We start from the raw sequence: 19554 nt of genomic DNA on the forward strand, positions 1-19554 counted from the left end.
AAAAAAAGATAATACGTTCGCAGTGCGAAAAAGGCAATGATGACTTATGGTGCGACCGTTGTCAGTGATTTTTAAACTTTATTTTACTGGATGATGGGGACTGAATTGCTTGCAATAATGGGGTAAATGGTGTTAATTGCATTCCGAATAACAAGGATTAATTTAACTTTATTTTTAAGGGGTATGTGATGGCTAAGAAGAATGTAAAAAAGATGATGGGCGTTATGTCCGGAGTCTTTGTCCATACTGGCAATCTTTCTAAAGAAGAAGCTATGGAAATGACTGGCATGGATGAAGCTGAATTTAAAACAGTTTACGACAAAGCTGCAAACGTTGTTAAAAAGCTTGAAAGCTATGACTCTGCTGCTGAAAAATATGACAAATTTTCTAAACACCTTTGGGAAGAACTTCAGGAATATGTTGAGAAGTTTGGTCCCTTCGGAATTTAATTATTTCGATTTGAAAAGGGGAAGTCTTTAAAGACTTCCCCTTTCGTATTTCTAATTCCGTGTCATTTATTAAGTTTGATTGCTAATGTATTTGGTTACTAAATTTATGTGAATATTATTATGAAGATTAAATCCGACCGCATTGTTACGGCTGGGCTTAATCTTTTTTTGTTTATTTTATCCTTGCAGGTACCAAATCCAAAAAGGTTCTGCGTAAAGGATGCTGAGCATTGATCCTAGTGCTAGAAATGGCCCGAAGGGGATCATGCTTCCGTATTCTCGTTTTCTATCTACCACCATCATAATTAGTCCCGAGCAAAGAGCTGTAAATGCGGAAACGGTGATTACTAGTGGCAGGTTTTGTGGTCCCGCCAGAGCTCCGATCATACACATAATCTTTACGTCACCTAGGCCCAATCCTTCGATTCCCCGCAGTCCGCGGTAAAGCAGTCTCAGCGACCAGAATATGCCCCCGCCGATTCCAGCGCCTAGAATTGCGCCTTCCCAGCCCAGATTTGTGAACATAGCCGCGCAGGGGATTGCCAGTATTGATCCGGGAATGGTAATGATATCGGGCAAGATGAAGGTCTTTAGATCAATAAATGATGCTACAATCATCAGGCCGCCAAAGAACATATATATTATCCATTGAAGCGACGGGCCATATGCAAACATCAGTAGTACTGCCCAAAGAATGGAAGCACATTCAATGACAGGATACATCGGGCTGATGGTAACTTCGCAGGCTGAGCATTTTCCTTTGAGAAAGATATAGCTCAGCAGTGGGATGTTTTCATACCACTTGATCTGGTATCCACAGTCAGGGCACATTGAGCGGGGTGGATTTACTAACGTTTGACCTGCAATGTAGCGGTAGACAGCGCATGCATAGAAACTGCCCAGAACTGCACCGATTAAAACTGCACTGCATAGCATTGTGTTTGAAATGGCTGCGGGATATACATTCATAAAATTACCGGGGATAATAGCTCGTTAATCAGGTTGCCGCGAATATTTCGGGTTTTCCTGCAAAAAAAATTAGTTTAATAAAGTCACTCGGGTGTGAATACGATAGTTAGCGGGATAGAACAAGTTTTCAAGGAGATAGAAATGGGCGGCAAATATAGATTTATTCCAGAGCTTGGACCGGACGAATTGGCCGCAAAGCAACTTGAGGGTCTCAAGTGGACGGTATCTCATACTTCACGGAACAGTCCTTTTTATGCTGCTCACTTCAAAGGTAACTCCATTGAAGCCGGTGATATAAAAACACTGGATGACATAAGGAAACTCCCGTTCACCACGGCGAATGACCTGAAAGAAGGTTATCCGCTTCCGCTTCTTTCCGTGCCAGAAGAAGATGTAGTCAGAATTCACGGTTCAAGTGGAACAACTGGCAAACGTAAAATTTTATCCTATACTCAGCGAGACATCGACACTTGGAAAAATATGTTTGCTCGTTGTTACGAACTTGCCGGACTTACAACTCTTGATAGGGTGCAAGTTTGTGTGGGCTACGGACTATGGACCGCGGGGGCAGGGTTTCAGCTCGGCTCAGAACATTTCGGAGCAATGACCTTACCTGTAGGTCCGGGAATGCTCGAAATCCAGTTGCAAATTTTAGTTGATCTCGAGGCTACATGCCTTTGTTCAACAGCCTCAATGGCGCTGTTACTGGGTGAAGAAGCTAACAAAGCCGGATTGACTGAAAAACTCAAGCTTAAGCGTTGTATTTTTGGTGGTGAGGCTCATACTCCTAAAATGCGTAGGCAGTTTGAAGAATCCCTGGGCTTAGAATCCAGTCATGACATATCAGGTATGACTGAATTATACGGACCGGGAGCAGGTATTGAGTGTCAGGCGCAGGACGGAATTCATTACTGGGGTGATCAATATATCGCCGAAATTATCGATCCAGTTACTCTCGAACCTGTCGCTGATGGCGAAATAGGTGAGCTTGTTGTTACTACGCTTAGTAAAGAGGCGTCTCCGCTCGTACGTTACCGTACCCGTGACTTGACTCGCATTATTCCTGGAGAATGTGCATGTGGCTGTTCTATGCCCCGCCATGATATGATTTCCGGTCGCAGTGATGATATGTTTATATTCAGGGCTGTAAATATTTATCCCGGCCAGATTGGATCGGTGCTTGAGGCTTTCCCCGAAGCAAGCTCTGAGTATCAAATTTTGCTCGAACGCCGGCAAGGTCTTGATCACATGACAGTCAACGTTGAGCGCCAGCCCGGTGTATCTGCTGACAACGACGCAAACCTTGCAAAAGCCATTTGTGATAGAATTCGTAAATTTATTCTTGTCAGGGCAAATGTTGAAATACTTAAGCCCGGTTTGTTGCCTCGAAGTTTTGCAAAGACCAAACGCGTTATTGATGAAAGGTTGTAATTAGGGGGTAGGGTGGGGCAAGGCTCCCAAAACTTTTTGGTTGTTTGATTGAAATTGGATAATTAAAGGAGTGCTTCATGAAAAAAACAATTTGTATGATTCTGCTGGCAATGTTTATGTTTTCCGTGATCCCTGCATGTTCATGGATGGGCAAAGAAACAGGCAAGGCGACCGAAACTGTGAAACAAGCTCCAGATGATTTTAAGCAGGGATATGAAGAAGGTAAGCAGGAAGTTAAGGGCAATTAGGGGGGATGCCTTCGGCGGGTTGAACCCTTTGGAAACAGGGGGAGTTTCACTATCCGCATCCTTAGATCCGCTAAGGGCCACTCTTCTAAGAGCTGAGGATAGGCTGCTAAAACTTTTTAGTTGTTTATATTTTATAGTTAAGAAGTTTTATTTAAGACTTAAAAAAAGGCTCTGAAATATACAATGTATATTTCAGAGCCTTTTAAATTATCTATAAGTAATTAAACTTATCTACGTCCACCGCGACCACCGTCACGAGGTCCGCCTCTTGGAGGGCGTCCGCCGCTAGGCATTTTGAATCTATCAAGGTCTACTTCCTGTCCAGCCTGCTCCATGAGCCATGCTTTACGGGAAAGTCTGATGCGTCCGTTAGGCTGAACTTCAACAACCTTAACAGTTACTTCCTGACCGAGCTGGATAACGTCTGTTACGTTTTCAATGCGTTCAACGTCAATCTGGGAAACGTGAAGAAGTCCTTCGAGGCCAGGTAGAATCTCAACGATTGCGCCGATTTCGAGGATCTTTTTAACTGTTCCTACGTAGTTCTTACCGAGTTCTGCAGTTTGGTCATAGTATTCAACCATCTGTACAGTCTTAGTAAGAGACTCGAGTGTCGGTGCGAAAATGGAAACTTTACCGGAATCTTCGATGTCGATGTCCGCTGCAGTTTCAGCAGTGATCGCCTTGATATTTTTACCGCCAGGTCCGATCAGGTCTCTGATCTTCTCAGGGTTGATGTTAACAACTTGCATCTGAGGAGCATTGACGGAAAGCTGTTTTCTTGGCTCAGCAATGATTTCTTTCATGTCGTTCAGGATAAGCATTCTAGCGTCTTTAGCCTGTGCAAGTGCTTTACGAAGAACTTCAGCAGGGATTCCGCTGATTTTGATATCCATCTGAATTGCAGTGATACCTTCTTCACTACCAGCCACCTTAAAGTCCATATCGCCGAGTGCATCTTCGTCGCCGAGGATGTCAGTCAATACGTAGAATTCGTCGCCTTCCTGACAAAGACCCATTGCGATACCAGCAACAGGAGCTGTGATTGGTACACCTGCGTCCATAAGAGCCATGGTAGTACCACAAACAGAAGCCATTGAAGAGGACCCATTAGAATCCATTATTTCGGAAACTACTCGTATTGTGAACGGGAAGTCTTCAGCTGAAGGAAGAACTGGAGTCAGAGCGCGCTCAGCAAGCATTCCATGTCCGATTTCGCGGCGTGATGGAGCACGAAGGAATCTAGCTTCACCAACACAATATGGAGGGAAGTTGTAATGGAGCATGAAACGTTTGGTATCGTTACCGATTAAAGTTTCAAATCTCTGTTCGTCGCGTGAGCTACCGAGAGTACAAATTGCAAGAGCAGAAGTTTCACCTCTACGGAACAAACCGGAACCATGAGTCATTGGCAGAGTGCCGACTTCCATGGCAAGGTCACGAACTGTGGTCAAATCACGACCATCAATGCGGATGCCTTTTTCAACGATACGTCCACGAACGATTTTCTTCTCAAGAGCGCCCATAGCTTCGCTTACAGCTTTAGCTCTTTTTGGCTCTTCTGGGAATTTTTCGGTGATGAGTGCAACTGCGTTCTTTTTAACTTCAGATTTTGCAGCTCTGCGAGTCATTTTTTCAGGAATAGTCAGGGCTGCGTCAAGGTCTGCAGCAAAGTTTTCAGAGACAAGAGTAATAACTTCTTCGTCTTTTACAACATCAGCAATTATTCTTTTTGGTCTGCCGACTTTTTCTCTGAGAGCGTCCTGAAGGTCGAACATTGGGGCAAGTTTCTCATGTCCCCATTCAAGTGCTTCAGCGATTGTGTTTTCAGAAAGGAACTGAGCGCTACCTTCAACCATGATTACAGCTTCGCGAGTTGCTGCGAATACTAGGTTCAGGTCGCTGCCGTCAGTTATTCCACTATATGTAGGGTAGAGAACGAATTCGTTGTTAACCATACCGATTCTTGCAGCGGCGATTGGGCCGTTGAAAGGCATGTCGGAGAGATGCAGTGCTGCAGAAGCTCCGGTCATTGCTAAAACATCAGGATTGGTTTCTTTATCAGCGGAAAGGACAGTTGCTATAACCTGTACTTCGTCGGTGAAAGATTTAGGGAACATTGGGCGGATAGGACGGTCCATAAGACGAGAAACGAGAGTTTCACGATCAGAAGGACGACCTACTTCGCGGCGGAAGTAACCACCGGGAATACGGCCTGCTGCGTAAGTTCTTTCTTGATAGTTACAAGTCAAAGGAAAAAAGTCTCTAGGCTCACTGGTTGCCATGCTTACAGCAGTTACAAGAACAACTGTTCCACCGGACTGAATAAGAACAGTACCGTTGGTCTGGTTAGCCATACGGCCTGTTTCGAGCTTGATGTCTAATGTGCCTACTTGGCCCATTACTGAGGTTTTTTCAAAAGGTACTAACATTTAAACTCCTCATGAGTTTGGTTGTAAATAATTTTGGAAAAACGGAATCCGAAACAGCCCGAATTTTCTAGCCGGCTCAGGGAAGATTTCAGATAAATCTGAACCCTTTCCTTAGCCAACTAAAAATCCATAAGGGGATGCCAGAAACCGTTAATCTTTTAGTATTTGTTAAGCGCCTTTAACAGAGTTTCTGCGGACTCAATAAAGTACTAAAAGTGTGTTTGCCTGATTTGCCTTGTAAATTACTTTCGTATGATTCGAACATTATAAAATGTACAGAATTAAGGAAATATAATTTCAGGGCATATAAAAAAGAAAGGGGAGGATCGCTCCTCCCCTTAAACAACTGCTTATTTGCGAAGACCAAGTCTTGCGATAAGATCACGGTAACGCTGAATGTCTTTAGACTTCAGGTATTTCAAGATGTTTCTGCGCTGTCCAACCATTTTCAGGAGGCCAGTGCGTGAGTGAAAGTCTTTTTTGTGATCTTTAAAGTGGCCTGTAAGATACAAAATTCTAGCTGTCAGGAGTGCAACCTGTACTTCTGGAGAACCTGTGTCTCCTGGTGTTAACTGGTATTCCTCAATTACTTTTGCCTTATCTTCAGCGGTCATTACCACAGCGGTACCCTCCTTCGCGTTCCGTAACACGAATGTTTGTTTGTGCTAGAAGTCTAAATCCCACAGGGAATCAACCCCACAAGCCGCGAAGAACAGTCCAGTGCAAGTTGTTATCAACGTATTTGGCTTCTGCTAATGAAAGCGGAATACCTTCGGGGTCAAGAAACATAGCTCTATCACCTTCAATTACGATTAAACCAGGTGCACCAGGCACATTTTCGACTGGGATTCTTGTTCCGTTCTTGATATCGGCGGCCATTTTTTCACCCACAGTGAATTTTGGCCAATGAGGAAGAGCATCCGCAATCGGGATAATACGACTCTCAAAACCGTCAGGATCGTTAAGAACCTCATCTAAATCATGTGCTTCAGCCAACGTGAACGGTCGGCTTTCTTCACGCTTAAGCGATTCCATTACTGCGCCGCATTCGAGCCGTATCCCCAAGCTGTGGACGAGGGAGCGAATGTAGGTGCCGGCAGAGCACCCTACTCGAAAACGGGCCATTGGCAGACTCACTTCTAGCGGTTTACCATCAAAAATTTTAATGCTCTTTATTTTGACAGGAATTTCCTCGCCATTTCGAGCAAGCTCATAGAGTGGTTTACCCTTGTGCTTAGCTGCCGAATATGCAGGAACCTCCTGACTAGTCAAGTCATTCCATGCTAAAATTTCGTTTTCGACCATCTTTTCTGTAATGTTTGAAACATCACTGGACGAAGTTTCTGCTCCCTGAATGTCGTAAGTATCAGTAGTTCTTCCGATTATCAGACTTCCAGAGTAAATTTTATCTTGTCCCATCAAATATGGTCCAAGTTTAGTTGCCTGGCCAAGCATCACAAGCAAAACACCTTCGGCGAGAGGGTCTAATGTTCCGGCATGTCCAATCTTAGATTGCTTTAATTCACGTTTAATAGTGTTAAGGCAATCAGCTGAAGTTGGTCCGGTTGGCTTATTCAGTACAAGCACGCCATGTTTTTGAAAAGGGCTTACGCGAGGTTTTCTTCCCACAGGATGTTCCTTTATATATTGTAAAGCTTTTCAGAAAGAGTTTCAGTAAGCCTATTGCGTACATACTCTGAAGTATTTTCGATCATTCCGCCACTGGCGTTTCTGTGTCCGCCGCCGCCGAAAGTGGACGCTACGACCTGCACATTATCAGGGCCTGATGAACGCAGGCTGAATTTAAATCTGTGCTGGGTATCTTCGCGAACAACTATTGCAACGCGAACATTGCGAATTCTTCTGATAAAATTAACTAATCCTTCACAGTCAGGGCCACCGGTATCTGTTTCGGTGAGCATCTCCTGAGTGACGAATATCATTGCTGTTTGGTCATCATGGAACAGCTCAATTTTAGAAAGAGCTATGGTCCAGAGTTTGATACGTTTCATCGACCATTGATTGCGAATTTTCGGAACATACTCATCTAGCTGTAAACCGTGTCTGAGAATATCAGCCACAATTTCAAGCGTTTCAGGCTTCGTGTTGCCATAGGTGAAGAAGCCTGTATCGGTTGCGATAGATAGGTATATTGCTTCGCCAATTGGACCGGAAAGTGAAATTTTAAGTTCACGGGCAATGAGTGTAATCATTTCACCAACAGCTGGGCGGTTTGTATCAACCCAGTTGATGGTAGCAAAATCAGAGTTACCCATGTGGTGATCGATATTGATGGACTTTTCAGGGTCCATCGCATTCATGAGAGTTTCACCCATTCGTGCTGCGTCACCGCAATCTAGAATAATATACCAGCCGTCGAACCCCTTAGGGATTTCGGTCAGCATAGTAGAGGGAAGGGTAAACCACTTCATAGCTTCAGGAACGCCGCTTTGATTATAAATACGAAAGCGTTTTCCGAGAGCTTTTAAAATGAATCCGAGGGCGGCTGTAGAACCTAGCGCATCACCGTCAGGGTGATAGTGAGAAGCGATAAGAAAATCGTCTTCACCCTTAAGAATCTGGCAGATTTCTTTCAATGGATTGTCCATAGACCATCTCCTCGAGAAAATTATCGTGAACGAATGTGAGTAGCGGAACCTGTCGCACTCTTAGGCGCTTACTGAGTGTGCTGCGCATGTAGCCGGCTGCTTTCTGTAAAGCTTGCTGAGCGGCGGCGATCTTTTCTTTGTCACCTGAAAGGGTGAAAAGAACTTCTGCGTATTTAAGATCTTTGTTGATTCTAACACCACTGATTGAAACCATTTCGAGGCGTGGATCAGCAACATCTTCAATTAGCATTGTAGCGAGTTCTCGCATAATCATGTCACCCATTTTTATGGAGCGGCGTGATGTGGACGTTTTCATATCTATGTACCTTTAAAAAAAATTATCCTGACCGAAACGATCAGGAACTAAAAATTTCTGTTTCGCAATTTATCAATTCTGCTGGTGAAATGGCTTCAACCATCGCAAGAGCTTTTGATAATCTGCTTTCAACTTTACGTGTTTCGTTCGCGACTGTCACTACAGCTAGAACTAGTTTTTCGTGGGAGTCTTGCGCTTCTATTTCTGATACGGAGACATTAAATTTATTGCGCAATTTTTGTTTCAGGCTAAGTGAGATCTTTCGTTTGCCTTTAAGAGAATTGTTACCGTGAAGTCTGAATTCAAGTGAAAGTACGCCGATTATCATTTTGTGCTTGAAAGTTAAAAAAGGGGCGGCATTTGCCGCCCCTTATAATTGCTATTCGAGAGTTCTTGCGACTTCAATTTCTTCGAAGGCTTCAATTGCGTCGCCCTCTTTGATGTCGTTGTATCTTTCAAGTCCAACACCACATTCGTACCCTTTGGCAACTTCTTTGGCGTCATCTTTGAATCGTTTCAGTGAGGTCAAGGTTCCTGTGTAGATTACGACTCCTTCACGAAGCAGTCTAACTTTAGCATGCCTTGTGAGCTTACCGTCTACAACCTTAACACCTGCAACTGTTCCGATTTTCGGTACAGAGAAGGTCTGCTGAACTTCTGCCTGACCGAGGTATACTTCCTTAATATCAGGAGAGAGCATACCAGCCATCGCATCTTTAATTTCGCTAACGAGCTTGTAGATGATGTCGTAGAAACGAATTTCTACCTGTTCACGTTCAGCCACTTCTTTAATTTTAACAGTAGGTCTTACGTTAAAACCAATGATGATAGCCTGACTTGCTGATGCTAGCAGAATGTCTGATTCTGTGATTGCACCTGCACCGCCGTGAATGACGTCAACTTTAATTTCGTCAGTAGCAAGTTTTGCGAGAGCTTCAGCGATTGCTTCAAGTGAACCCTGAACGTCAGCTTTGAGGACAACGTTGAGGTTCTGCACTTTCTGATCAGGTTTGGAAGCAAGGAATGACTCAAGAGTCACTTTAGACTTGCCAGCCAGTTCACGTTCGCGATGTTTCAGCTTACGTTCCTGAGCAATCTTACGAGCATTTTTATCGTCAGAGACACAGATGAATTCATCACCTGCTTGTGGTATTCCGTCAAATCCCTGAATTTCAACAGGGAAAGCAGGACCTGCTGTCTTAATGTTTTGACCGCGATCATTAAACATTGCTCTGACTCGTCCGTGGTATAGGCCACAAACAAAAGGATCACCCTGATTGATGGTTCCTTCTTGAATCAGGATAGTAGCTAGAGGACCACGTCCCTTATCAAGCTTCGCTTCAACAACGTTACCGCGAGCGGCTTTGTCAGGGTTAGCTTTAAGCTCAAGGACTTCAGCCTGAAGCTGAACTATTTCTAGCAAGTGATCGAGACCTGTACGCTGTTTAGCTGATACAGGAACGAACATTGTATCTCCGCCCCAGTCCTCTGGTACGAGGTCGTAGTCAGCAAGTTCACGCTGGACTTTTTCTGGGTTAGCGCCTTCCTTATCCATTTTGTTGACTGCAACAACAATGGGAACTCCGGCAGCCTTAGAATGGCTTATTGCTTCACGGGTCTGGTCCATAACTCCGTCATCAGCTGCGACGACGAGGATTACGATATCAGTAACCTGAGCTCCACGTGCTCTCATTGTAGTGAAAGCTTCATGCCCTGGAGTATCAAGGAATACGATATCTCCGCGAGCGGTGGTTACGTGGTAAGCACCAATATGCTGTGTTATGCCGCCAGCTTCTCCATCGGTAACGGTACTGTGACGGATGGCGTCAAGCAGTGATGTTTTACCGTGGTCAACATGTCCCATAATTGTAACAATGGGAGGACGAGCCTTAAGTGATTTTTCATCATCTTTTTCAGTAGCTGGAACGAGCAATTCTTCTTCGGAGAAGGATACATTCTCAATTCCGTATTCAAATTCAGCTGCAAGCAAAGTGGCTGTATCAAGGTCAAGTGACTGGTTGATTGTAGCCATGACTCCGAGACCGAAGAGCGTTTTGATAAGTTCTTGCGCTTTAAGTCCCATCTGATGAGCCATATCGGCCAATCTGATTGCTTCGTTGAATTTAACTTTACGCTTCGCTGCCTTAAGCGGCTTCTGGACGACAGGCTCTTGTTCCTGACGTTTACCCTTTTTGCCCTTTTTCTTACGGCGAAACTTGCTTTCCATATCGCGTTCTTGACCGGTCTTCTTATGGTCTTTACCAAACTCAACGACGCGCTTATCTTTCTTAAATTTCTTTTTCTTACTCTGGCCGTCGTCTGCACCAGGCTGAGGAGCTCCTGGAACTGGTCTTCCTGCAGGAGCAGGTCTTGCACCAGGTCCGCCGGGTCCACTAGGTCTTCCGCCAGGTCCACCAGGTCTTCCGCCGGGACCGCTAGGTCTTCCGCCAGGTCCGCCAGGTCTTCCACCAGGACCACCAGGTCTTCCACCAGGGCCGCTAGGCCTTGCGCCGGGAGATGGTCTTCTTCCGCCTGAAGGGCCTTCAGCAGCACGCTGTGCCGCCTGAAGATTTGGATCGGGCCTTGAAATAACTTTAACTTTAGGCGGCTCGATTTCTTTCTTCTTTTTACGCTTTTTCTTTTTAGGCTCAGCGTCTTTAGGCTTAGTTTCTTTTTTGTCGGCTGTATCTTTAGAAGGCTTGCCTTTATCTGCAGCAGGCTTCTTTGCAGCTTCTTTTTTCGGAGCTTTTTCTTTGGCTGGTTCTGCAGATGGGGGTGTTTCCGCTTTCTCAACCGGAGTAGTTACTTCTTTAGCAGGAGCTTCTTCTTGCTTTTTAGCTTCAAGATCTTCTGGCTTGATAACTTTTGCAAGAGGCACTTCAGCTTTAGCAGGAGCCTTCTTTTTAGGCTTCTTCTTTTTAGCAGGAGCTTTCTCTTCTACTTTAGATCCATCAGCAGCTTTCTTTTCCGCAGCTTTTTTAGCAGGCTTCTTTGCAGGAGTTTCTTTAGCTACCTCTTCGGTAGCGTCAGAGTCCTTCTCCTTTGGCTTCTCAGCTTCTGGAGTATCAGCGTTTGCTTGAGCAGGAGCGCCTTTACGGCGACGCACAATAACACCGGGCTGAACTTCTCTCTGAGTTACCTTTGCAGATGCTCCTGAAAGTTCTTTGCGAACAGCCTTGGCTGAGTCTTCATCGATGTCAGCTACAGTGCTTTTGGCCTGTACTCCTAAGTCTCGCAACTTTTGAAGAATATCTTTGGGATTGACGCCTAGTTCGGCGGCCAATTCCTTAACTTTTATCTTTGCAGTCATATATCACTACCCCCTAAATTTCTTCTTGCGCGGCTTAAAAAAATTAAATTTGTCCTGACATTTATCGCTTCCGCAGACATAGTATCCGCGTCCTGGCATTATCTTTTTGCTGTCCGAAATTAATTTGTCATCGGAAGTTTCCTTGCCGATAACAAACCTGGATAGGTCTTTTTTGGCAAATCGCTGCCTGCAAATCACGCACGATCTGACAGGATAATCCTTGTCAGTGCTATCCATTCCGGTCAAAGACAATTACTCACTTATTCTTGTATCTGTTTCCGAAGCTTGATCTTCTTCGGAGTTGTTTTCTTCAGCTTCAGCCTCAACGCCTACTTCAGCTTCATCCTCAACGTCTACTTCAGCTTCTGTTTCTTCCACTTCAAGAGTTTCTTCATCTCCTGAAGTATCTTCAACTGGTGCCTCCGCTACTTCCATGTCATCCAAGTAGTCCGCGTCATCGTCACCCATACCAAGAAGCTTAATAGCTGATTTGATATCGGACACTTTTGAAGGAGTCATGTCTTCAATGACCATGAGTATTTCTTCAGAAGCACGGGCAATCTGGTTAACAGTTTCGAAGCCGGCAGCAAAAAAGTTATCAAGGTTTATTTCAGCAACACTTGCAAGCTGGTCCATGCCTTTGCTTGCTGCGTTCATTTCACCGTAGCGGCTCTCTGTGAAGATATCTATTTTCCAACCAAGCAGTCTCGAAGCCAGTTTAACATTCTGCCCTTTGCGGCCAATAGCTACAGTAAGCTGATCGTCTGGAACTACAACTTCAAGAATCTTCTCTTCGTCATCAACTGCGATTCTTGCGATGACAGCAGGGGAAAGTGCGTTCTGAGCGTAGACAGCAATGTCTTGGCTCCAAACAACGATATCGATTCTTTCTCCGCGAAGTTCCTGAACAATGTTCTGGATACGGGAACCACGAATACCTACACATGCTCCGACTGGATCAACATCTCTGTCCAGTGAGTTTACGGCAACCTTGGCACGAAGGCCCGGATCACGAGCAACGCCCATGATTTTTACTGTTGCATCGTCAACTTCCGGTACTTCTCTTTTGAAAAGTGCTGTCATGTAATCAGGGTGTGAACGGGAGACAGTAATCTGTGGCCCGCGAGCTTCTTTCTGAACATCAATTAGGAAAGCCTGAACTCTATCTCCGCGTTTGTATCTTTCGCGAGGAATCTGCTCACTTTTAGGCAGAACAGCTTCAGTTCTTCCAAGATTTATAATCCAGCCAGAACGGTCTCTGCGCTGAATAATACCGCTAACGATTTCGTTAGTGCGGCTCTTGTATTCATCGTAGATAATTTCCTGCTCTGCATCACGCATACGCTGAATGATTACCTGTTTTGCGGATTGTGCAGCGATTCTTCCGAGGTCTTCGATTTTGAGCTTAAAGCCCATTTCGTCATCGACCTGAACGTTAGGATCATGCTCTTTCGCTTCTTCAAGTACAATTTCGCTGATTTCGTCAGTGACTTCTGCAGCTACCACTTTAAACTGGTATACTTCAATCTCACCAACTTCTTCATTGTAATTGACTTCAATATCCATAGCATCGCCGTATTTGCGTGCTACAGAAGAACGGACTGCTTCTTCGAGAGTATCTACTAGTAGATCTCTATCGATTCCACGGTCTTTGCTGATCTGGTCAATCGCTTTCTTGAGTTCAGAACCCATATCGCTCCTCCGCTCCGGTACTTTGTTCAATGCACAAAATGTGTACCGACAAGCCAGATAAATTCCTGATTATTATTATTTAAACTCGTGAATGAGTTTTGCTTTTCTAATTCTGTCCCATTCCAACTTTATTGGATCTTCCTGATCTTCAAGCTGAAGTGTGAGGCCGTCTTCGTCGGTTTCGGTTACGATTCCGCGGAATTTTCTACGGTCCACCAAGGGTATTGTGAGTACAACTTCGATCTTTTTACCGATCTTTGCTGTAACCTGTTCAGGTTTGAAAAATTTGCGTTCTAAACCGGGGGAGGACACTTCAAGAACATATGCATTGTCGATTACTTCTTCGACTTCAAGCATAAGTCCGACGTCCTTGCTAACCTTAGAGCATTGATCAATGCTGACCCCAGTTTCGCTATCTATATAAAGGATAACTACAGGGCGATTTGATGAAGTTACTTCAACGCCCCAAAGTGAAAGACCCATGGACTCGATTGCCGGTTCCACGAATTCACTTATTTTTTTGGCTAATGAGCCTTGATCCACGATATTCCCCGTTTTTCTTGTCGCATGGCGACCAAAATAAAAAAAAGTGGACCTGAAAAAGGCCCACCTCAGCATCTTACAACCCTACAAAAGGTCACAGTTTGAGGCCCGATGCGACAGTTAAGATGTGAGTTAAGGCCAACAAAGCCTAAGTCCGCACCTAAAAAATAAACACTAAAATACATTCGCACCGAGGACAGCAACTTAGGCGCATCATTTTGCAATGTCAAGCCTTGTGATTTTTTTTAATCCTTAAGGCTCTAAGAGTGAAGGGGATGCGTGGTGGAAAAACCGCTTTTTCGTATGACATTATTATCATATAAGATAGGGGGTCTGCAAATGGTATTCTGAATGGGAAAATGATCCCCTTTATCAACTTTTTTTAACTTTTTTATGCTTTATTTGACTTGTTCTGATCATGTGTTATTTTATACATAGATAACAAATAAATTGAGCGAGTGTATTATGCCAATACTTACAGATAATATTGTAGCAGGGCCTCCCGGGCACATTGTCGCAGGACCTCCCGGGCATATTCGTGCTGGAGATTCCGGTCATTTCGAACCCGGGCCAGCAGGGCATGTAGAAATTTCACCTGCCACACAAGGAACTAGAAGTGTCGAAGCCACTATGGGGTTTGTTTCTGACAACGTCACAGGTAGTATTATTTCGGTAGATGCCACTCAGGGTATTCAGCCTCTTCCTTCGGTTGGTGGGATTTCGGTTGACGCAACTCAGGGCACTTATCCCGAAGCGTCCTCTGGAGTTGTTATTCATTATACTGCATAGTTTCTTCTTTCATATAGCTTTTAATTATCCCGATTAAGCATCAGCTTAGTCGGGATTTTTTTGTTCTCCTGTTGGATCACCTGTTTTCCTTCCAGCTTATCCTCCATCCTTAATCATGCTCTCATTTACATCGTTTTCTTTTATTTATGAATTGGCCTGTTGTTTGCAACTAGAGTTTCAAGCAATAGCCTTTTTTAGGAGAAAATAGATGCAAACCAGTATATACAGTGCTCTTTTCGGGGCCATGTCCAATGAACACAGGGTTAGTATTAGCGCCAATAATTTGGCTAACGTTAATACCACAGGCTTTAAACGTGACACATGTGCGTTCGAAGATACCTTTGTTAAATTCGCACATGACTACGTTGTGGATGCAAAGCCTTTTATTCGGGACAAAAACATGTTCCCAAAGCCAAGGCTTATGGCGCGTCCTAGGCTATCTGAAGAAGTTATCGATATGGCTCAGGGGTCACTCCAGAAAACCGATAACTCACTGGATGTAGCTATCCGAGGAGACGGCTTCTTCAAGGTCCAAAAGGATGGCGGAGAGTTTTATACTCGAAATGGAGTATTTACCCTTTCTCCTGAGGGAAATCTGATTACCGAGCAGGGCTATCCTGTGTTGGCAGCTGGGGGACCAGTTTTAATTCCTCCACGGGCCGAAGTTACTATTGATGAAGGCGGATTTATTCGCGCTAATGATCAGGAGCTTGCCCAGCTCGACTATGTACAGGCTGTTGATCCTCGTACTGTCAAAAAAGAGGGTGAAAATTTATATTCGATAGAAGGTGAAGTCGTTCCTGGAACCGGGGACATTCTTCAAGGGTATATTGAAAAATCCAATGTTGAAGTTATTAATGAAATGGTTGCAATGATTGAAAGCCAGCGCAGCTTTGAAATGTATCAAAAAATGATTACCAGCACTGACGACCTGGATACTAAGGTCATTCAGAAGGTCGGCCAGACAACGTAACAAAGGGGGATGAGATTATGATGCGTTCACTATGGACTGCCGCAACAGGAATGGTTGCTCAGCAGGCTCACATCGATGTTCTTTCGAATAACCTTGCCAACGTAAATACGCAGGGTTTCAAGAAAAGTAGAGTTGAATTTGAAGATCTTATGTACCAGACCATGCAGATTGCAGGTACCCAGACAAAGGGTGGAAACAGACTCCCTACCGGTCTCCAAGTTGGTATGGGTGTTAAGCAGGTTAGTATCCATAAGTTCTTTACTCAGGGATCTTTTGAAAGCACTGGTAACCCTCTTGACCTTGCGATTGAAGGGAATGGCTTTTTCAAAATTGATCACAACGGGGATGATGCTTATACTCGGTCCGGTGCTTTTAACTTAGACAATGAAGGCCGCGTTGTGACCTCTAACGGCTATACCTTACAGCCTGAATTTATTGTTCCTTCGGAAGCTGTAAATGTCGTTGTTTCTGAAACAGGACATATGGCCGCTCTTGATGAAAATGGTGTTGAATTGTCCTCCGTAGATATTCCAATCTATGAGTTCATTAATAAAGCAGGGCTCAATGCTCTTGGTAAAAATCTTTACGTAGAGACAGAAGCTTCGGGCACGCCTGTTGAGGGAACCCCTGGAGATGATCAATTCGGTACCATCGCTCAGGGATATCTAGAAGGTTCTAACGTAGAGCTTGTTGATGAAATGGTAGGACTTATTGTCGGTCAGAGAGCTTATGAGACTAACTCAAAAGCAATCACGACATCTGATTCTATGCTTCAGACAGCTATCAACACCAAACGATAATCCGGGCGTTGGGTAATATCGCAAGCTAGCGGTATTACCGGCTTCGCAAACATGGAAAGAGGTGACTCTCATGACCTTAGCAGAAAGATATATAAACCTGTGCAGGGTGTCGGTTATGATTTTGGTGATTGCAGCTATAACTGCTCTCGTCGTAGTTTCCGCTGATGCTGCAACTAAGCAGAATTCCGATTGGCGCATTGTTATTAAATCTGCTGCTACGGTTGATGGTCCTAGAGTTTTACTTGGTGATATCGCAGAGTTTTATGGTGATTTAGCCGCAAACACCAAGCGAGATCTTTCAGATGTAGAATTGTGGAATGCTCCTGCTGCCGGGCGTAAGCCTGTAAGGGTGAATAGCAAAAAGCTTAAGGTTATTCTGAAGCATTACCTAGGTGATATGATTTCCCATTGCGTGCTTCCCCCCACTTTGACTGTTCAGTCTGGCGGAAGGGTTATGAACGAAGAACAGCTCAAAAGGGTTGTTGTCAAGGTTTTGACTCCACACGCTGTAGCAATGGGGGGAGATTATAAGTTTAGAAATTTTAAATTGCCGGACCATCTCTTTTACGCAGATTCAATGGATAGTCTGAAGATTAAAATTACACGTACAATAGTTCCCGGTAATAATTCTTTCAAGATGGAAATAGTGAGCGTTGATGGGCGGGTTTTAAGGGCTATTTCAGGCGGAGTTTTTGTAGATCTCTGGAAGCCTGTTCCTTGTCCGGTTCGCCCTCTGAACCGTAAGGAAGTTATCACACCAGACCTGATTACTTGGAAAAATAAAAATATGGCTCACATGGGTAACAGAGCATGGGATGGTAAAGGCGGACCTTGGAGAATCAAAATTCCAGTTGGAACAGGTCAGCCCATAATGAAGTCTTCCATAGAGCCTGCACCGGTTATTTCGAAGGGAGATAGAGTCTCTCTGGTTTTCAAGGGAAAGCATATTAGACTGACCGTTCCTGTAGAGGCTTTAGAGGATGCGGGGGTCGGACAAAGTATAACGGTCCGCAATTTGCAAAGTAAGAGAAAAGTCGTTGGCAAAGTTGTCAATGCTCAGACTGTTTCAGTTAGGTAAGTACAAGTGGAGGATGGAATAATGAAAAAATCAGTATTGGCAGTATCACTATTAATGCTCTTAGGTGCCGGATGCACTCCTGCCACGCAGACTCCAACACCCATGCCGGTTATGACGCCTCCTGTTTCATATGAACCGGAAGCTCTCAGTAATCCGGGCTCTCTTTTTCTTCCTGCCGGATCTGACTATCTTTTTGATGATAACAGAGCCCGCAGAATCGGCGATATCGTAGTTGTGACCGTTACTGAAACCACTAAGGGGAAGCACACTTCGAATTCTAAAGCCGAACGTGAAAATGTAACGGGTATGAGCGTATCAAATTTTTATGGAGGCGTACTGGGTGCAGTTGATCCATTTGATCTCAAAAGTAATGCTGGAGATACTCCACTGATAGGCTCTGATACTTCTAACAAGTTCAAGAGTACTGGTGAAACTAAGAATGAATCAACTCTCACAGCTTCGGTAGCTTGCAGGGTTGTAAGAATTCTTCCAGGAAATGTAATGCAGGTTGAAGGGGCCAGGCAGGTTAGAATCAATGATGAAACTCAGGTTCTGGTTGTACGCGGTCTTGTTAGGCAGAGAGATATTGGGCCGACTAATACTGTTCAGTCTAGCTATCTTGCCGATGCTCAGATTGAAGTTTACGGACGCGGCATTCTTGCAGACAAGCAGAGACCGGGATGGCTTTCAAGAATTCTTGATAACGTATGGCCTTTCTAATCATTTCATTTGCTACAGAATTTAACATTTCGAGTCACAGTTGATAAAACCGGAGGATAAGATGAAACGCGTTAATAGGACGAACGGCATGCCAGCAGGGTTAATGGCAGCAGTACTACTTTTGTTCGTCATATTCATGCATGCACAATCAGCAGAAGCTGTAAGACTTAAGGATATAGCATCCTTCAGTGGTGTGCGTGACAATGCTCTGGTCGGGTACGGTCTTGTTGTCGGTCTTTCGGGAACCGGTGATGGAACGAACTCTGCGTTTACGATTACTTCCATGATTAACATGCTCGAAAAAATGGGTGTTCAAGTTGATAGTGACTCTATCAAGCCTAAGAACGTTGCTGCTGTAATGGTAACAGCTAAGATGCCTGTTTCCGGTAAGCCGGGAGCGCCTCTTGATGTCACTCTTTCATCCATCGGTGATTCAAGCAGTTTGTTCGGCGGGGTTCTGCTTCTTACTCCTCTAAAAGGTATAGACGGTAATGTTTATGCTCTTGCTCAGGGCGCACTTACTGTCGGTGGTTTTTCTGTCACAGGAGAAGCTGCAACCGCATCTAAGAATGTTGTAACTGTCGGTCGCATTCCTAACGGTGCGACAATTGAACGGTCCGTTTCATTTCAATTTAATAAGCAAAGAAAAATTACCATTAATTTAGGTATGTCAGATTTCGGGACCATCATGCAGGTAGTTAAAAGAGTTAATACCGCAATTGGTGGGAACTATGCCACCCCAGTTGATGCCTCTACTGTAGATCTGGCTATTCCTGATAATTTCCGAGGGAACATGGTTCCTCTCATGGCTTCTCTGGAGAATCTTGAAATCAACCCTGATGTCAAAGCAAAGGTTGTTGTTGACGAGAAAACAGGGACAATTGTTCTTGGGCGGAATGTACGTTTGACCAGGGTCGCCATTGCTCACGGAAACTTGCAGGTCGTCATAGCTGAAGGGGCAGACGTCAGCCAGCCCGGACCGTTCTCACCTGTCGGAGCGGAGACTGTTGCCACTCCTGAAACAGAACTGCAGGTTGAGGAAGACAACAATAGGTTGATGCTGGTTGAAGGTGCCACTTTGCAAGAACTAGTTGATGGGTTGAATGCCATCGGCGCAACACCACGCGATCTTATATCCATACTTAGGACAATGAAGGTTGCCGGAGCACTGCACGCACAATTGGAGGTCATATAA

Annotated in this window: 20 protein-coding genes; 9 read left to right on the forward strand and 11 right to left on the reverse strand. The window is 44.5% G+C overall.

Annotated elements, in window-relative coordinates; genetic code table 11:
- Positions 1–188 precede the first annotated feature (188 nt).
- Positions 189–449, forward strand: coding sequence for a hypothetical protein (locus BR06_RS0108185; RefSeq protein WP_031481985.1), 261 nt, complete (start codon positions 189–191; stop codon positions 447–449).
- Between the two features lie 177 nt (positions 450–626).
- Here the strand turns inward: BR06_RS0108185 and BR06_RS0108190 are convergent, their stop codons facing one another.
- Positions 627–1418, reverse strand: coding sequence for a prepilin peptidase (locus BR06_RS0108190; protein WP_031481986.1), 792 nt, complete (start codon positions 1416–1418; stop codon positions 627–629).
- 141 nt (positions 1419–1559) lie between these two features.
- Between BR06_RS0108190 and BR06_RS0108195 the strand changes: the two genes are divergently transcribed.
- Entirely contained in the window at positions 1560–2849 is a 1290-nt protein-coding gene (locus BR06_RS0108195) for a phenylacetate--CoA ligase family protein (protein WP_031481987.1), read from the forward strand.
- Positions 2850–2926: 77 nt separating this feature from the next.
- A complete protein-coding gene (locus BR06_RS20315; RefSeq protein ID WP_156952685.1) occupies positions 2927–3097 on the forward strand; it encodes a hypothetical protein in 171 nt (56 codons plus the stop codon).
- A gap of 227 nt (positions 3098–3324) precedes the next feature.
- Here the strand turns inward: BR06_RS20315 and pnp are convergent, their stop codons facing one another.
- From pnp to BR06_RS0108250, 10 genes are all read right to left on the reverse strand, one after another.
- Positions 3325–5529 (reverse strand): polyribonucleotide nucleotidyltransferase, encoded by a 2205-nt coding sequence (gene pnp / locus BR06_RS0108205; protein WP_031481988.1) that lies wholly within the window; start codon positions 5527–5529, stop codon positions 3325–3327.
- A gap of 350 nt (positions 5530–5879) precedes the next feature.
- Positions 5880–6149 carry a 30S ribosomal protein S15 gene (rpsO, locus tag BR06_RS0108210; RefSeq protein ID WP_031481989.1) on the reverse strand — a complete coding sequence of 90 codons (270 nt, stop codon included), beginning with the start codon at positions 6147–6149 and terminating at the stop codon, positions 5880–5882.
- Positions 6150–6219: 70 nt separating this feature from the next.
- Entirely contained in the window at positions 6220–7158 is a 939-nt protein-coding gene (truB, locus tag BR06_RS0108215; RefSeq protein ID WP_031481990.1) for a tRNA pseudouridine(55) synthase TruB, read from the reverse strand.
- Positions 7159–7169: 11 nt separating this feature from the next.
- A complete protein-coding gene (locus tag BR06_RS0108220) occupies positions 7170–8138 on the reverse strand; it encodes a DHH family phosphoesterase (protein WP_031481991.1) in 969 nt (322 codons plus the stop codon).
- Positions 8101–8454 carry a 30S ribosome-binding factor RbfA gene (gene rbfA, locus BR06_RS0108225; RefSeq protein WP_031481992.1) on the reverse strand — a complete coding sequence of 118 codons (354 nt, stop codon included), beginning with the start codon at positions 8452–8454 and terminating at the stop codon, positions 8101–8103. The genes BR06_RS0108220 and rbfA overlap by 38 nt, the downstream gene beginning before the upstream one ends.
- Before the next feature lie 40 nt (positions 8455–8494).
- On the reverse strand, positions 8495–8782 hold the full coding sequence (locus BR06_RS0108230; protein WP_031481993.1) for a DUF503 domain-containing protein: 288 nt from the start codon (positions 8780–8782) through the stop codon (positions 8495–8497).
- Positions 8783–8833: 51 nt separating this feature from the next.
- The gene (gene infB / locus BR06_RS0108235; RefSeq protein ID WP_031481994.1) at positions 8834–11764 is read right to left on the reverse strand and encodes a translation initiation factor IF-2; all 2931 of its coding nucleotides are present in this window, start codon (positions 11762–11764) and stop codon (positions 8834–8836) included.
- 6 nt (positions 11765–11770) lie between these two features.
- Positions 11771–12001 (reverse strand): YlxR family protein, encoded by a 231-nt coding sequence (locus BR06_RS20940; RefSeq protein ID WP_031481995.1) that lies wholly within the window; start codon positions 11999–12001, stop codon positions 11771–11773.
- 15 nt (positions 12002–12016) lie between these two features.
- Positions 12017–13456: a transcription termination factor NusA gene (gene nusA, locus BR06_RS0108245; protein WP_031481996.1), complete on the reverse strand. Its 1440-nt coding sequence runs from the start codon at positions 13454–13456 to the stop codon at positions 12017–12019.
- Between the two features lie 75 nt (positions 13457–13531).
- The gene (locus tag BR06_RS0108250; RefSeq protein WP_031481997.1) at positions 13532–13999 is read right to left on the reverse strand and encodes a ribosome maturation factor RimP; all 468 of its coding nucleotides are present in this window, start codon (positions 13997–13999) and stop codon (positions 13532–13534) included.
- Between the two features lie 465 nt (positions 14000–14464).
- Here BR06_RS0108250 and BR06_RS0108255 point away from each other — a divergent pair, with 465 nt between their 5' ends.
- The 6 genes from BR06_RS0108255 to BR06_RS0108285 all read left to right on the forward strand — a co-directional run bounded on the left by BR06_RS0108255 (position 14465) and on the right by BR06_RS0108285 (position 19554).
- Positions 14465–14788, forward strand: a complete 324-nt coding sequence (locus BR06_RS0108255) for a hypothetical protein (protein WP_031481998.1) — start codon at positions 14465–14467, stop codon at positions 14786–14788.
- 208 nt (positions 14789–14996) lie between these two features.
- Positions 14997–15761, forward strand: a complete 765-nt coding sequence (gene flgF, locus BR06_RS0108265) for a flagellar basal-body rod protein FlgF (RefSeq protein ID WP_031481999.1) — start codon at positions 14997–14999, stop codon at positions 15759–15761.
- A gap of 17 nt (positions 15762–15778) precedes the next feature.
- Positions 15779–16561: a flagellar basal-body rod protein FlgG gene (gene flgG, locus BR06_RS0108270; RefSeq protein ID WP_031482000.1), complete on the forward strand. Its 783-nt coding sequence runs from the start codon at positions 15779–15781 to the stop codon at positions 16559–16561.
- Between the two features lie 70 nt (positions 16562–16631).
- On the forward strand, positions 16632–17639 hold the full coding sequence (gene flgA, locus BR06_RS0108275) for a flagellar basal body P-ring formation chaperone FlgA (protein ID WP_031482001.1): 1008 nt from the start codon (positions 16632–16634) through the stop codon (positions 17637–17639).
- 21 nt (positions 17640–17660) lie between these two features.
- Entirely contained in the window at positions 17661–18359 is a 699-nt protein-coding gene (locus BR06_RS0108280) for a flagellar basal body L-ring protein FlgH (RefSeq protein ID WP_031482002.1), read from the forward strand.
- A 61-nt stretch (positions 18360–18420) separates the two neighbouring features.
- The gene (locus tag BR06_RS0108285) at positions 18421–19554 is read left to right on the forward strand and encodes a flagellar basal body P-ring protein FlgI (RefSeq protein ID WP_031482003.1); all 1134 of its coding nucleotides are present in this window, start codon (positions 18421–18423) and stop codon (positions 19552–19554) included.

This window comes from Maridesulfovibrio frigidus DSM 17176 (genome assembly GCF_000711735.1).
GTDB lineage: Bacteria > Desulfobacterota > Desulfovibrionia > Desulfovibrionales > Desulfovibrionaceae > Maridesulfovibrio > Maridesulfovibrio frigidus.